The sequence below is a fragment of the Candidatus Aquicultor sp. genome, from assembly GCF_054640775.1.
Genome location: NZ_JBTSLF010000069.1, coordinates 1 through 13,976, shown reverse-complemented (window position 1 = coordinate 13,976; position 13,976 = coordinate 1). Strand labels below are relative to the sequence as shown.

Sequence of the window (13,976 nt, the reverse complement as noted above, 5' to 3'; positions counted from 1 at the left end):
GTTCGCTAAGATATTGTTATTATGGTTAGCTCTCTTTTTTAGGAAACCCATTGACGTAACAGGCAACTGGTAAGTCATTAAGAAGAGCCGCTAAACATTTATTACACGAAACGCAAGTCGCGGATTCGGTTGTGCCTTCTTTGATCTTCTTTACCAGAGAGGGTTCCCTGATCAAGGGGCGGCACGGCGCATTCCGCCGACGATGAAGAGGGGGATATCTCCGAGGACCGGCTTGATCATCTTCGCGGCTTCAAGATTAAACCCTTCCTGAAGGTCGTAGTTGCCTGCTAAGCGTTTTCCCATTTGCCTTACGAATGGCCTTTTCCATCTGGGAAAACCCATGGCGAGCTCTTCGATCGGGACTTCACCCTGTAAGACATTCATGAACGAGTACGACATCGTACCGCAGCTTACCTCCACCCCGTCGACCCCCAGCTCTGCCAGCCAGCGGGCATACACAACTGCCAGCGTTGGGGTTATCCCCGGCTGTGGCGTATGGTCGTTAGTGCCAAGCTTTATCAGGATGGGTAGTTCCGCGGGTACGGCTTTTTTCACTTCTAAGAACACCTCTTTTAAAAAACGGAAGCGGTTTTCATCAGAGCCACCCCACTTATCTGTTCGGCGGTTAAAGAACGGGGACAAGAATTGATTTAACAGGTAGCCGCCATGCGCATGGAATTGAATCGCATCGACGCCGGCTTCGACGGCCCGCCCGGCCGCGCTGCCGAAGGCCGCTATCGTCTCTTGGATATCCTCTTCGGTCATTTCCCTTGGCTTGACCAGATTGACGGGGTCTCGCCCCCCAGCGGAGGGTCCCATAGGGGTCCGCCCGATAATACTTTTGGTCGTCTGCCTCCCGGCATGGACCAGTTGAAAAGCTATTTTACCGCCCTCTTGATGAACGGCTTCCACCAACCGCCTAAGCCCGGGAATCAAGTCATCGCTATGGATTCCCGCCTGGCTGGTAAACGTTCTCCCCGAGGGATGGACATAGAGAAAACCCGGTATGATCAAGCCGACCTCTCCCCTGGCCAGGGTTTGGTACCTTCGAATCAGCTTATCGGTCACCTCACCGCTTTCCGTGGTCATGCCCTCGTGCGTTGCGGAGTGGACAAACCGATTCTTAATCTGAAGTTCCCCGATTCTCATGGGTGTAAAAAGAATGGACATATAAGATTCCTTGATAATATACTGACCGGTCGGTCGATTTTATTATCCTAGCCGGACAAGCAAAAGTCAAGCGGGTCCTTGAAATTGAATTCTGCGATGTCGCTAGCACTGCCTCTTATTTCGGCTCTTTTTCTTTTTCAAGATTTCTCGCAAGATTCCAATCGCCGCCTTCTTATTAAGCGGCTCGTTCCAGTTACCGCATTTCGGGGATTGGATACACGATGGGCAGCCGTCCTGGCAGGGGCACTTTTGGATGATTTCGAGTGCGGTCTTCAAGTGCTCTTCGGCGATCCAAAACCCGCGCTGGGCGATACCGATGCCGCCCTCGAAGCCGTCATAGATGAAAATGGTCGCCTGGCCGGTGTGGGGGTGGTAGGGGGTCGAGACGCCGCCGATGTCCCAGCGGTCGCACATCGCAAACATGGGCAGCATGGCGATGGCCGCATGCTCAGCGGCGTGGATTCCGCCGGCGAGCGCAAGCTCATCGAGCCCGAGTGTATCGATGAGCTCATCGGAGACGGTAAACCAGAGCGCCTCGGTTTCAAACCGCACCGGGGGCAGATCGAGCTCTTCCATCCCGATGACTTTGCCGTCCAGGGATTTTCTCTGATATGCGGTGATGTAGTTGGTGACTTCGACCTGGCCGAAGCTCAGCTCGGTCGCGCCAAGCCTGCGCGTCTCGGCCTCGGCGATAACCCGGACGTCGGTCTCTTCACGGGGCTCCGTGTAGTACTCGTCGCTCCCCCGTTCAACGAGGGCGACATGCTCGTTTGTGTCGAGCAGGCGCACCACATACGGCTCGCCCTGGTGCAGATACACCGCGCCGGGATAGATCTCGAAAAACGCCCGTGTTGCCTCTGTCGTACCCAGCAACGCTCCGGTGGATTCCTCGACGATCGCATACGTCGCTTGCGATGCCGAGCGAATGTTTATATCCTGCGCCGGAAAACCGGGTGCGCCCAAGAACCAGCGCCCCTTTCGCTCTTTGAACTCGCCGGATGCCAGAAGCGCATGCACCGCCACCTCAAATCCATCGCCGAAATAGGTACGGTCGGCCGGGGTGAGCGGGATCTCATAGGCCGCACAGCGAAGGTGCCGTCCCAAGATCTTCCGGTTATCGAGATCGATAATGGCCTCTTCAAAGTTACGCCCGAAGAAATATTCGGGGTGATTGATATAGTACTGGTCGAGCGGGTCACCGCCCGCCACCAACACCGCCAGCGACTCGCCGATAGTCCTGCCGGCGCGCCCCGCCTGTTGCCAGGTCGAGGAGATCGTCCCGGGAAAGCCGTTCATAATGCAGGCATCCAGCGCCCCGACATCGATGCCGAGCTCGAGCGCATTGGTGGTCGAAACCCCCAATAACTCGCCCGAAAAAAGGCGCTCCTCGATAAGGCGTCGCTGCCCCGGCAGGTATCCTGCGCGATATGAGGCGATTCGCTTGGCGATATCGGGTCGGTCGTCCAGGTAGCGGCGCTCGTAATTTAATACCAGCTCGGCAAGCTTGCGCGACTTGCTAAAAGCAATCGTTCTAAAGTGCTCTTTTGAAAGCTCGCCCAGAAGCCACGTCGTCTCCCAGGTGATGCTTTTTCTCTTTCCCGAGGTCTCGTCGATGACCGGAGGGTTCCAGAAGACCCACGTCTTCTGACCGAGCGGCGCACCGTCTTCTGTCACGACATCGACATCCAAACCGGTCAGGCGCTCGGCAAGCTCCTGGGGATTGGCGATCGTCGCCGAGGCCATGATGAACTGGGGATGGCTGCCGTAATGATGGCACAGGCGCCTCAAACGCCTGATCACCTGGGCTACGTTAGAGCCGAACACACCGCGCAGCACGTGTATCTCGTCGACGATGATATATTTCAAGTTGAGCAAAAAGCTCGCCCATTGCTTGTGAAACGGCAGGATGCTGTAGTGAAGCATATCCGGGTTACTTAAGATGAGCGAGGCGTTTCTGCGGATTGCGGCCCGCTCGTCGCGCGGGGTATCTCCATCGTAGGTGTCTACCATCCCCGGAAAATCAAGTTCTTTGATAGCGCGCAACTGATCCTGGGCCAGGGCCTTCGTGGGGAACAAATAGAGGGCGCGCGCTTTTTTGTTCCCGAGCATCTCCTCAAGAACCGGCAGGTTATAGCACATGCTCTTCCCGCTTGCAGTGCCGCTTACAACAAGAACGTTCTTGCTGTCGCGCACCAGGTCAAGCGCCTTGGCCTGATGGGTAAAAAGCCCATCGACCCCGATGCGGGCAAGTCGCTCTTTCACGCCGTCGGGGAGGCCGCCTTCAGGGGTCGCAAACGCAGCTGTCTTTGCCGGCAACACGCGCTCGTGCACGATTTGTCCGCCGTATTCCTGTTTTCTTCTGATGTGTCCTAAAAAGCCGGCTATCTCATCCATGCCACTATTATGAGGCCCAAACAAAAATATTTGAAGAGTTAAACCGCTGGCTTATGGTCATAATAGAGGTATAAGCATGATCGCATTGAGACAGGGGCGCAGCATGAGAGAACCGCGCGATGGCTCACTTATAAGCAAATTTAATACAGTCCTGCTCAGACGGCTCGTTCCGAATTACACGAATATCGATGACAACGATGTGCGTGCCTCCTACGGCTATATCGAGGGAATCCTGGGCACGTTGATCGAAATCGTGCTCTTTTCCGGCAAGCTTATCATCGGGCTCATCATCGGAAGTATCGCCCTCATCGCCGAGGCCTTCCATAGCCTTTCGGATATCTTCGGCTCGCTCATCGTCATCATCGGCTTTCGCGTCGCCAAGCAGCCGCCCGACCCCGAGCACCCCTACGGTCACGGCCGCTTCGAGGCGATCGCCACACTGGTGACCGCAACCATCCGGGTCCTGGTCAGCTACAATCTGGCGGTAGGTTCTATCGAGCGATTGATGAGCCCGAGGCCGGTCTCGGTAAACGTATATGCCATCACCATCCTCGTCTTTACGGTCCTCGCCAAAGAATTCATGGCGCGGGTAGCGATCGACCTCGGCCGCAGGATCGAAGCCCGCGTTCTCGTCGCCGATTCGCTCAACCAGCGCGTAGACAGTCTCTCTGCTATCGCCGTCCTCATAGGCCTCGGTGCGGTAGCGCTCGGGTTCAACAGCTTTGACGCAATCGCCGGGCTCGTCGTCGTGGGTTTTATCCTTTACGCCGCATACGGCATCGCAAAAGACGCAATCGGGTTTCTGCTTGGCAAAGCGCCGAACGAGGATACGGTCGAACTCATCCGCTTGATCGCACGCTCTGTTGAGGGGGTAAAGGGCGTGCACGCAATATATGTTCATGATTATGGGGTAAAAAAAGTGGTAACACTTCATATCCTGGTCGATAAGGATTTGACGGTCGAGCAATCTCATACCATAGCGAGTGAAGTCGAAAAGCGAATCAGCGAGAGCATAACCGGGGCGACCGCCGATGTGCACGTCGGCCCAGCGTATAAGCTTAAAGTAGGGTGAGCCCTGCCGCATTAAGATCCTTACATGAACAGAAGGCTATCTAATGCCTCCGGCGATAGCGCCGCTCCTTAAGGCCAGGATACTGCTTATAAGTGCCCTCGGGCTCGGGGGGCATCCGGGGATATAAAGGTCGACGCCGATAAACTCATCCACCCCCGTGCCGGTAACCGGGGTATTTCCAAATAACCCGCCGGAGCAGGCACACGTGCCCACGGCGGCAATCAGCTTGGGCGTCGGTGTGGCGGCGTCGGTCTTTCTGAGCGCGAGTTCCATCTGCCTGGTAACCGGACCGGTTACGAATAAAACGTCGGCGTGACGCGGTGAGGCGACGATGTGAATACCGAAGCGCTCAGCATCGTACACCGGGTTATTTAGAGCGGCGATCTCGAGCTCGCAGGCGTTGCAGCTGCCGCAATCGACTTCTCGTACATGCATCGACCTGGCGAATATCTTGATCTTATCAGGGATTGTAGTGTTCTTGGTCTGTGGTGTTTCCGATACATCGGGCGAGATCCCTTTAAGGGAGAACGCGTGTGTGAGCGCGGCTTTCGAGGTGGCGCCGTCAATCACCGGTCTCATGACCAGGGCGCCGGGCGTACACACATCCACACAAGCCCGGCATGCTATGCAGGCATCATATCTGAACACTAAATGTCGGTCGTTTCTCAACGTAATCGCGCCCGTCGGGCATATCTTAACGCACGCCGAGCAACCCGAACAGCTCCGGCCGGCCAGCACGGGCATCCAGGTGCCCGAGTCAGAAAACGATTGCCGGTCGATATTTTTTATTGTTACCTTCGGCCTGCATATACGCTTGCAGCTTACCCTTCGCACACCATCCTCCTAAAGATCGTTTCCGGCATATGATAGATTAAAGCTCTTATTAACGAGCGGAAAATCGGGCACGATATTGCCGTGAAGCGCATACGGCAAGGCCGGCCAGTTGTTAAACGATGGCGTTCTCCAGCGGCAATTGGTGATTTTTGCCTCGTCATCGACCTCGACCCAGCACAGGGTCATGCCCCGGGGGGCTTCTACCCAACCCAGCGCCTGGCCGCCAGAAGCCGCCGCAAAATCGTCGTTACACACAGCGCCGTTCTTAATGTCGCCGAGGGCGGCTTCGATAATACCGAGAGACTGCCGCACTTCGTCAAACTTCAACCTGACCCGGGCGGCTACGTCCCCGTCAAACCGGGTCGCGATATCGAGTGGGTGCGTCGCATAAAAGCCGTAGGGGTAATCGATTCTTGCATCGACGGCAATGCCGCTTGCCCGGGCAACCGGGCCGACAACCGCGAGATTGAGCGCATGCTCGGTACTCAACACACCCGTTTTTACGAACCGGTCGATCACCGAACTCCGACTAAACGTAGTCGCTTCAAGCTCCCTTATATCACACAACGCAACATCTACAAAGCTCGATACGCGCTGGATTACCTCATCGTCGACATTCCTGCGAAGGCCTCCCGGCGCTATCATCCCCCGCAAGAACCGGCTGCCGGATATCAGTTCGCAAAGGCCCATCACTTTTTCACGCAATATAGCGGCTTTTGCGGCGCCAACCGAAAAAGCGATGTCCGTTGCGGCGCCGCCAATATCGGCAAGGTGACAATGTATACGCTCAAGCTCCAAAAACACCGCCCGCAATCGTTTCGCGCGCTCGGGTATCGCCACTTTAAAGATGCGCTCGATCGCCTGGCTGTAGGCGGCCGAGTTTGCAACCGTCTCATCGCCGGAAATGCGCTCTGCGGCGAGCGTCCCTTCGAGAAGAGACTTGCCCCGCATGAATCGCTCTATGCCGCGATGCGTATAGAACAAGCGAAGTTCCAGGTAAAGGATCTTCTCTCCTACCGAGCTGAACCGAAAATGCCCCGGCTCGATGATGCCCGCGTGTACCGGACCGACGGGAATCTCAAAGACCCCCTCGCCTTCTATCCTGTGAAACTCATACGTGCCCTTTACGCGGGGTACCTTTTGCTTGCTATCGAAATCGTTTCGCCACGGATAGACCCCCTGAGGCCAGTCCTCATGGAGCACCAGGCGCCTGGGGTCAGGATGTCCGATAGGTGTGAGACCGAGCATATCGGCGATCTTTCGCTCGTGCCAGTTCATAGCCGGGAGCTGCAGTGCAAGCGATGGGAACTCTGGGGCATCTGCCGGGATCACGCTTCTTACATGCAAGAGGCAGCGCCTTGATGGGATAGTGAAAATGTGGTGCAGTGAGAAACCTTTTTTTTGCGACCGCTCATCTACAGCGAATATGAATTGCAGCGCCCCGTGCAACTCGCCCACAATATCCAGCGTCAAGGTAGGCAGAAGCGAAAGCTCGATATCTATAAGCACTTCCCCTGATGATTCGCCTAAGGCTTCATCACCCATCACATGCACTATGTCTTTAATGCTTCGTATCTGCATGGTCGTCGCCAACTTTAAGCGCCTCCCAGGGAATGAGCGATTGCTTCTAGCAGATTGTGGAGCCAGGCCGGAATATAGAGGCCGACCAGCGCCATCGAGCTAAGGCCCACCGCAAAGATCGCCACGGGCAGACGGAATCGGGGGTGTGAGATCGGCCTGTTCGTACGCGGCCCGAATGATATCCGGCTAAGGTAATATGCCAGGCCGGCAAACGCCATTACGATCGAGAAGAGCGCAACAAGGCTTACCATTGTCTTTCCCGCGGTAAAACCGCCGCTAAGGATCATAAACTCGCTGGCAAAAAGGCCAAACGGCGGTGAGCCCGCGATCGCTAAAATCCCTGCGATAAAAAATGCGCCCGTCACCGGAGAGGCCCCTATAATGCCGCGCACCCGCCCTATTTGCTTCGAGCGGAAGATGTGGTTGATGCGGCCGGCGATAAAAAAGAGCGTCGATTTGCTTATCGCATGATTTATTAGATGAAAGATAGCGCCGTAGAGAGCAAGTTTACTCCCAAGTCCGAGCGCGAACACGATGATGCCCATGTGCTCGATGCTTGAATATGCAAGCAGGCGCTTATAATCCTTTTGCACCAGCATAAATAACGCCGCGGTCAGGATACTGATCAGGCCGAAGGTGATTAGTAACGTCCCGGGATAGGCGTTGCCGACAGCATTTACGGTAATGGCATCGTAGCGGATAATACCGTACATCGCACAACTCAAAAGCACACCCGACAACAGGCCGCTCACCGGTGTCGGCGCCAGGCTATGCGCATCCGGCAACCATGTATGCATGGGCACCAACCCGGCCTTCGTGCCATACCCCACCAGGATAAAGATAAAGGCAAGACGCATCGTGACCGGGTTAAGATGAGACGCCTGATGCATCAGGACCGACCAATTTAGTGTCCCACCGGTTGCACCTGTTGACGAGTAATAGGTAAAAATGGTCCCAAGTAGCGCAAACCCGATACCGGCCGAGCATAAAATCACGTATTTCCATGCGGCCTCCAGCGAAGCCCGCGTTCGATAGAATGAAACCATCAATGCCGAGGTCAGCGTAGTAAGTTCCATGGCGACCCAGAACATCCCGAGGTTATCGGTAACCACCGAGAGCAACATCGCAAGCACAAAGAAATTTAAAAAGCCGTAGTACCACCGGACACGGTCTTCGGTAAAATGCCCGCGCTCGACTTCTTCTTTAATATAGCTCAGCGAAAAGAGAATCGCGCCGGCGCCGATCGACGTTATCAGCAGTATCATAAGCATGCTGAGGTTGTCGATCGAGAGATACCCGCCAGACCCGCGGATGCTACCGCCGGTCGATACATCCCAAGCGACCGCGATGCCCAGCGCCAGCGTCAGAATGGAACCCGTGGTGGCGATCTTCTCGACAATCGCAGCTCGCCGGATGCTTATACAGAGCACAGCAGATATAAACGGTATCGATAATAAAGCAATAGCCAGATACATTCTCAACCCCTAAGTTGATTTAAGTGCATGGTGTTCGTTGATTTCAGCTCAAGATGCATGCGCCGCAAGTAGACCCACAGCAAAAGACTGGTAAGAAGAATATCGAAAAATATGCCGATCTCTACGAAAAACGGCATGCCCTCCGTTAAGATAAGGCCTACCAGAAACAAACCGTTCTCCATGGTGAGAAGGCCTATGACCTGCATCACCGCATCTTTGCGGAGAACGAGCAAGAGCATCCCGATCATGGACACGGCGACACCGACCGTAAGCATTGTCCCAAACGGGCCCTGTCCGGGCATTATCGAGCGGGCCATATGCGAGGCGAGCATCATCAATCCAATCGCAATGATAAACGAGGTGGGAGCATTCACTAAAAGTCGCATCTCCTGTCGTACCCTCATGGTGCTGACCAGCCTTATCATAATAAACGGTATTATGATGACCTTGATGATGATAGTTGCGACCGCCGCGACATACACGTGCACATTGGCCACATTAAAGCCGGTAATCGCGGTCACGATTGCCAAGATGAGCGAATGCACCGCATACGCGTTGAGACTACGTTTAAAACTGCGCAGGCTTAGCATTATGAGCGTCAAGCCCAGGAGGGCAACCCCTAGCAGGTTTAAGATTTGCGACCCGGCCAAATACTCCATCATCTATCCCATCCCCGTAGTTCTTATTATTAAGGCGAGCATTGCCAGGGCAAAAGCCCCCCCGATAAGTTCCGGTACCCTAAAAAGCCTTAGCTTTGCGATCATGGACTCCATAGAGGCGATGCCGATTGCCAATAGGCCTACCTTTGCAGTTATAGCGAACATCCCGATAATAACCGCCGGCCAGGTCATCGATTCGGCGATACCCCAGGGAAAGAACACATTGGCGATAATCGTCAGAAGAAGGGTGAGCTTCAGCGCCCCCGCCCATTCTATAAGCGCAAGATGGCGGCCGGTGTAGTCGAGTATCATCGCTTCATGTACCATCGTGAGTTCAAGATGGGTAGCCGGGTTATCGACCGGTACCCTGCCCGTCTCCGCCACCGCTATAATCAGGAATGCCAGGAATAGTAAGAGATAAGCCGGCTGTAAATGTCCCGTCATGAGGGATTTTGTGACGATGCCGCCAAAGTCGGTCGAGCCGGCGGCGGCGGCAAGGACGAAAAGCCCGGTCATCGTTACCGGCTCTGCAAGCGATGAGATCATCATCTCGCGGCTGCTCCCCATCCCGCCGAACGAACTGCCCGTATCTAAGCCCGCGATCGCCGTGAAAAACCGCGCCAACCCGAGCAGGTACATGACGATTATCGCATCACCGATCCCACTGCTTGGAAGCGCTATAACAAATGACGGAACGATTACGGCGGCGATAAACGTGGCAGAAAAGACGGCGTACGGGGTAATTGAAAATACCCACGATGCGTGCTCAGAAATCACGGCGTCCTTTTTTAAAAGTTTCCAGATATCATAATAACCCTGCAGCAACCCCGGGCCGAACCGGCACTGGAAATGAGCTTTTACTTTCTTCATCAAGCTCATAAAAAGCGGCGCCGAGACAAGCACGAAGAGCGCTTGTCCTATCCCGATAGCTATGTTCCGCGCTAAAAGTTCCATTTTATCTCCACACCAAAACCAGAAGAATCACAAGGGTCGCAAATATATACGCCAGATACAGATTGATGTTTCCGGCCTGGATCATCCTCGCCCGCCGCGCCGCCCGCACCAGGGTATTGATAAAGCGGCGGTAGAGTTGGCGTTCGAACACCGGGTAGAGCGAAGACTCGTACGAAATAGACAGCGGAAAATATGGGGAGGCTTCGCTCTCGACCTCGACATGCCACCGTGGTTGGTAGATGGCGCTAAAGACTATCTTAAGCGGCCTGGTAAAAGCAGTCGCGCTGTATTGCATTCTCGGGGTACCTTCAGGTATGCCGCAATCCCAGGTCGGCCCGGTAGTAACCGAGCGCCTCCCCCGTAATCTGGTTAGCAAGACAGCCGCAAGGCTGACAACGACCAGGAGGGCGGCAATGAGCAGCAGCGACATCGATGCATGCCCCTGGCTATTGGGTAACTGTAAGATGAGAGGAGAAAATGCCGGCATCTTGGTCGCCCCGTCAAAAAACGATGTGGCAACGTGCCACGGAATAGTTATGAAAGCGGTAGACCCAACGCCTAAAGCGATGCACAGCAGGCCGAGGATGGCCATCCCGATGAGCATCGGGGCCGGGACCTCTTTCGCGTCCGCCGCCCGCTCGCTTCTTGGGAGCGAAAGAAATGTGATACCAAACGCCTTAACGAAACACGTCGCCGCCAACCCGCCGGTGAGCGCCAAAGCGGGCACCGCTAAAAGGACGATAAGCTGCAGCGGGATGTCGCCGATACGATAAGCTTGAAGAATGGATTGAAACGTCAACCACTCACTCGCAAAGCCATTAAACGGAGGTATCGCTGATATCGCAAGGGAACCGATTAAAAAAAGCGCTGCCGTAGCCGGCATCCGCTTGATAAGCCCGCCCAATTCCTCGATGTTTTTCGTGCCGGTCGAGTAGTGGATCGAACCGGCGCCCAGGAAAAGCAACGCCTTAAAAATCGCATGGTTTATCAGGTGAAAGAGCGCAGCGGTCAGGCTTAAAAGCGCTGCCGGTATAAAACCGAACGATGAGAACAGTACTGCCAGACCCACGCCCATCATGATGATGCCCACGTTCTCGACGCTGTGAAACGCAAGAAGCCTCTTGATATCATGCTCCATCAGGGCATACATAACGCCCAGCACCGCCGATATCATGGCCAGAATAAGAATCAATAAGCCCCACCACCAGGGTGCGGGTGAAAGAAACTCAAAGAGCAAACGAATCAATCCGTAGATAGCCGTTTTAATCATAATACCGCTCATCAGGGCCGATACATGGCTTGGGGCGGCGGGATGGGCTCTCGGCAACCACACATGAAGCGGCACAAGACCCGCCTTTGTGCTGAACCCGAGCAACGCAGATAAAAATATGGCGTTCTTTAACCCCATCGGCAGGCTTGCCTGAGCCGCCTTAAAAGCGGCAAAACTAAAGCCACCGGCGTGAACCGATAAGGCGATGAGCGAGAAAAGGATAAACGCCGTGCCCACGTGCGTCATGACCAGGTATTGGAATCCGGCCCGTGCCGTCTTGATCTTCTTGTAATCGAACACGACCAAGAAATACGACGTCAGCGTCATCAATTCCCAGAAGACGATGAAATAAAAGGCGTTATCGACAGTCACCACCGCGACAAGCGATAACAAGAACAAGTTATACAAGGCTCCGAACCCGGCGGCACTTCTTTTGCCGGCGGTTTTAGCCATATAAGGGGTCGCATAAATGGATACCGCAAGCGACACCAAAGAGATAGTCAATAAGAAAAAGGCGGAAAGGCCATCGAGAGATAAAGAAGTGGCGCCAAATATCGGTGATGGAAAAATAGTTACCGTAACGGGCTTTGTGCCAAAAAGCGCAAGCGCTGAAGCTATGATACCAGCACCGGATGCGATGAGTGCAAATGTGTGCGCTATAGGAATATTGATGCGATTGTTGTTGTAGAACACTAATGGCAGCGCTGTTCCAACGAGGTATGCCACTAAAACAACAACAAAAAACGCCTCAGTCAATGCGGTTCCATACTCCTTGTTTTACAACGTTGAGCTTTACCTGTTATAGCGATTCAAGCAGCTCTATCTTCTGCGATAAACTGTCGTTGAAGAGGTCTTTTGCCGCATCGAGCAACTCATAGATAAGCTGGCTTTTTGCAGTATAAAAAACGTTCGCTCCTTGCTTGCGACCCACGACGATATCCGCCGACCGCAAAACCGCCAGTTGCTGCGATATATTCGAGGGCTCGAGCCCTAGGGCAGGCTGGAGTTCATTTACGCTCTTCTCCCCATCCCGAAGCAGCTCAAGTATTCGTATCCTCGAGGGATGGGCCAACGCCTTAAAAAAACCAGCCTTAAAGTCGTAAATAGGTTGATTAAGCGTCATAACGTCCTCCTTAGCATCTATGAATATTAGCATATTCTAATATGGTAAGCAAGACACAGCTTTGCCATAGACAAGGTAAGTGGCAGGATTATTGATGCAGTGTGCACAGCATGCGTGCGTCAGGGAAAAGTGCTCGGTATAACAGAAATGGCTTTGCTACCGCGATGCTGCAAACACATCGAGTATCTGCGGCTGGCTAATCGCTCTCTTCGTTAGCGACACTCCATGGATAAGCGAGCGCTTACCCGTAGTTAAGTCGATCCTGTAGAGCCCCTCATATGGATCGGTAGATGGTTTCTTCATCGTGTTTATCATAACAATAAGGCTCTTCTGATCTGGGCTTAGTTGGATGCCGGTCACCGTCTCGTTGCTTGCTACAAGTGAATAAGATTTCTGCGTTTTATAGTTGTAGAGGTTGAGCTTGTTTGGCTCGTTCATCGAAAGAATAGCCCGGCTCGCCGGCGCTAGAAAGGCATGATATCCAATACTAGGGTTTGGCAGCTTTCGATCATAGAGAACGCTTGGCAAGGTAGCATCAGGCGATATCTCGATAACCTGCATTGACTTGAAGGCAGTATCCGTAGCTCTTACAGCGACTATATTATCAGTGCCCGGTTCATTACTATAACACCACACGTTATCGGCTAGCAACCGATGCTTTTTTGTAGCCCGGTCGAACCTATAAATATCACTCAGACCGTTTTCGCCCTGGGTTTTAATATACACAGCAGCAGTTGCTGTGATCCTCAAAGGAAAAACATCTTTACCTGGTTGCTCAACTACTACCATCTCTTGCTTGCCCGAAGCTATGTTAGTGATATAAAGTGCTTGCGGTTTTGGAATCGGTTCGGTTGGCGGGACAAAACTGTGGTGAAACAGTTCGGTACTGTTTTTATTGAGGATACCGGTCGCAGTATTTGTACTATCCGTAGGCCGCTTGCCGCTGCGGATATCGTAACGCCACAATTTACCCTGGTCGACGCCGGACATCTTAGTGTATAAAACCAGCCCCTTATCATCAGAGGCGACAACCTGAACATCCGTATCGACAGGCGTATTTTGGTTCGATTCGAGCGAATATGCGCGAAGTTCCGGGGCAGGCCTTGGGGCGCCTATTTTATTGATCTCGTAGATAACGGTATTCGCCGCAACGAAGTACTTGGCAAAGCCGATGGTCGCATGCGGATATTTTACGGCACATAATTCACGTGTTCTTGCACTTTTAACATCATTTACAAAGAGCTTGCCGTCTTCAAAAAATAAAACGTTTTCTGCAAAGAGAGACCCCTTAGATGTCTTGGTGGGAACCTTCTGGCAAGCGGGCAGAGAAAGTAAGAGCAAGCCAATGATAGGTGCAGTTAGAAGAACACTAGGATAGAGCCGCTTGTACATAACGGTGTGCCTCCTGCTACACTGGATCATCTTTACCATAATAATGTACTAT

Annotated in this window: 11 protein-coding genes; 1 reads left to right on the top strand and 10 read right to left on the bottom strand. The window is 53.6% G+C overall.

Annotation, left to right across the window (positions count from 1 at the left end):
* Nucleotides 1-171 precede the first annotated feature (171 nt).
* Both ACYC56_RS07350 and ACYC56_RS07345 read right to left on the bottom strand, forming a co-directional pair.
* The gene (locus ACYC56_RS07350) at nt 172-1,170 is read right to left on the bottom strand and encodes an NADH:flavin oxidoreductase (protein WP_461373532.1); all 999 of its coding nucleotides are present in this window, start codon (nt 1,168-1,170) and stop codon (nt 172-174) included.
* Between the two features lie 102 nt (nt 1,171-1,272).
* Nucleotides 1,273-3,588 (bottom strand): DEAD/DEAH box helicase, encoded by a 2,316-nt coding sequence (locus ACYC56_RS07345; protein WP_461373531.1) that lies wholly within the window; start codon nt 3,586-3,588, stop codon nt 1,273-1,275.
* Nucleotides 3,589-3,667: 79 nt separating this feature from the next.
* Between ACYC56_RS07345 and ACYC56_RS07340 the strand changes: the two genes are divergently transcribed.
* Nucleotides 3,668-4,636 carry a cation diffusion facilitator family transporter gene (locus ACYC56_RS07340; RefSeq protein WP_461373530.1) on the top strand — a complete coding sequence of 323 codons (969 nt, stop codon included), beginning with the start codon at nt 3,668-3,670 and terminating at the stop codon, nt 4,634-4,636.
* Between the two features lie 36 nt (nt 4,637-4,672).
* On the opposite strand, the gene nuoB is transcribed toward ACYC56_RS07340, so the two are convergent.
* The 8 genes from nuoB to ACYC56_RS07300 all read right to left on the bottom strand — a co-directional run bounded on the left by nuoB (nt 4,673) and on the right by ACYC56_RS07300 (nt 13,924).
* Nucleotides 4,673-5,470, bottom strand: coding sequence for an NADH-quinone oxidoreductase subunit NuoB (gene nuoB, locus ACYC56_RS07335; protein WP_461373529.1), 798 nt, complete (start codon nt 5,468-5,470; stop codon nt 4,673-4,675).
* Between the two features lie 9 nt (nt 5,471-5,479).
* Nucleotides 5,480-7,063, bottom strand: coding sequence for a hydrogenase large subunit (locus ACYC56_RS07330; RefSeq protein WP_461373528.1), 1,584 nt, complete (start codon nt 7,061-7,063; stop codon nt 5,480-5,482).
* Nucleotides 7,064-7,065: 2 nt separating this feature from the next.
* The gene (locus tag ACYC56_RS07325) at nt 7,066-8,526 is read right to left on the bottom strand and encodes a hydrogenase 4 subunit F (RefSeq protein WP_461373527.1); all 1,461 of its coding nucleotides are present in this window, start codon (nt 8,524-8,526) and stop codon (nt 7,066-7,068) included.
* A gap of 2 nt (nt 8,527-8,528) precedes the next feature.
* Nucleotides 8,529-9,188 carry a hypothetical protein gene (locus tag ACYC56_RS07320; RefSeq protein WP_461373526.1) on the bottom strand — a complete coding sequence of 220 codons (660 nt, stop codon included), beginning with the start codon at nt 9,186-9,188 and terminating at the stop codon, nt 8,529-8,531.
* Nucleotides 9,189-10,139 (bottom strand): respiratory chain complex I subunit 1 family protein, encoded by a 951-nt coding sequence (locus tag ACYC56_RS07315; RefSeq protein WP_461373525.1) that lies wholly within the window; start codon nt 10,137-10,139, stop codon nt 9,189-9,191.
* 1 nt (nt 10,140) lies between these two features.
* Nucleotides 10,141-12,165, bottom strand: coding sequence for a hydrogenase 4 subunit B (gene hyfB, locus ACYC56_RS07310; RefSeq protein ID WP_461373524.1), 2,025 nt, complete (start codon nt 12,163-12,165; stop codon nt 10,141-10,143).
* A gap of 43 nt (nt 12,166-12,208) precedes the next feature.
* Complete coding sequence (locus ACYC56_RS07305; protein WP_461373523.1) at nt 12,209-12,532, bottom strand: ArsR/SmtB family transcription factor; 324 nt, start codon at nt 12,530-12,532, stop codon at nt 12,209-12,211.
* A 156-nt stretch (nt 12,533-12,688) separates the two neighbouring features.
* Nucleotides 12,689-13,924: a hypothetical protein gene (locus ACYC56_RS07300; RefSeq protein WP_461373522.1), complete on the bottom strand. Its 1,236-nt coding sequence runs from the start codon at nt 13,922-13,924 to the stop codon at nt 12,689-12,691.
* Between the last annotated feature and the right edge of the window lie 52 nt (nt 13,925-13,976).

Excerpts from the sequence above, each read along its gene's own strand:
- ACYC56_RS07350 (WP_461373532.1), bottom strand. The coding sequence starts at position 1,170 with ATGTCCATTCTTTTTACACCCATGAGAATCGGGGAACTTCAGATTAAG.
- ACYC56_RS07340 (WP_461373530.1), top strand. The coding sequence starts at position 3,668 with ATGAGAGAACCGCGCGATGGCTCACTTATAAGCAAATTTAATACAGTC.
- ACYC56_RS07325 (WP_461373527.1), bottom strand. The coding sequence starts at position 8,526 with ATGTATCTGGCTATTGCTTTATTATCGATACCGTTTATATCTGCTGTG.
- ACYC56_RS07320 (WP_461373526.1), bottom strand. The coding sequence starts at position 9,188 with ATGATGGAGTATTTGGCCGGGTCGCAAATCTTAAACCTGCTAGGGGTT.
- ACYC56_RS07315 (WP_461373525.1), bottom strand. The coding sequence starts at position 10,139 with ATGGAACTTTTAGCGCGGAACATAGCTATCGGGATAGGACAAGCGCTC.
- ACYC56_RS07305 (WP_461373523.1), bottom strand. The coding sequence starts at position 12,532 with ATGACGCTTAATCAACCTATTTACGACTTTAAGGCTGGTTTTTTTAAG.
- ACYC56_RS07300 (WP_461373522.1), bottom strand. The coding sequence starts at position 13,924 with ATGTACAAGCGGCTCTATCCTAGTGTTCTTCTAACTGCACCTATCATT.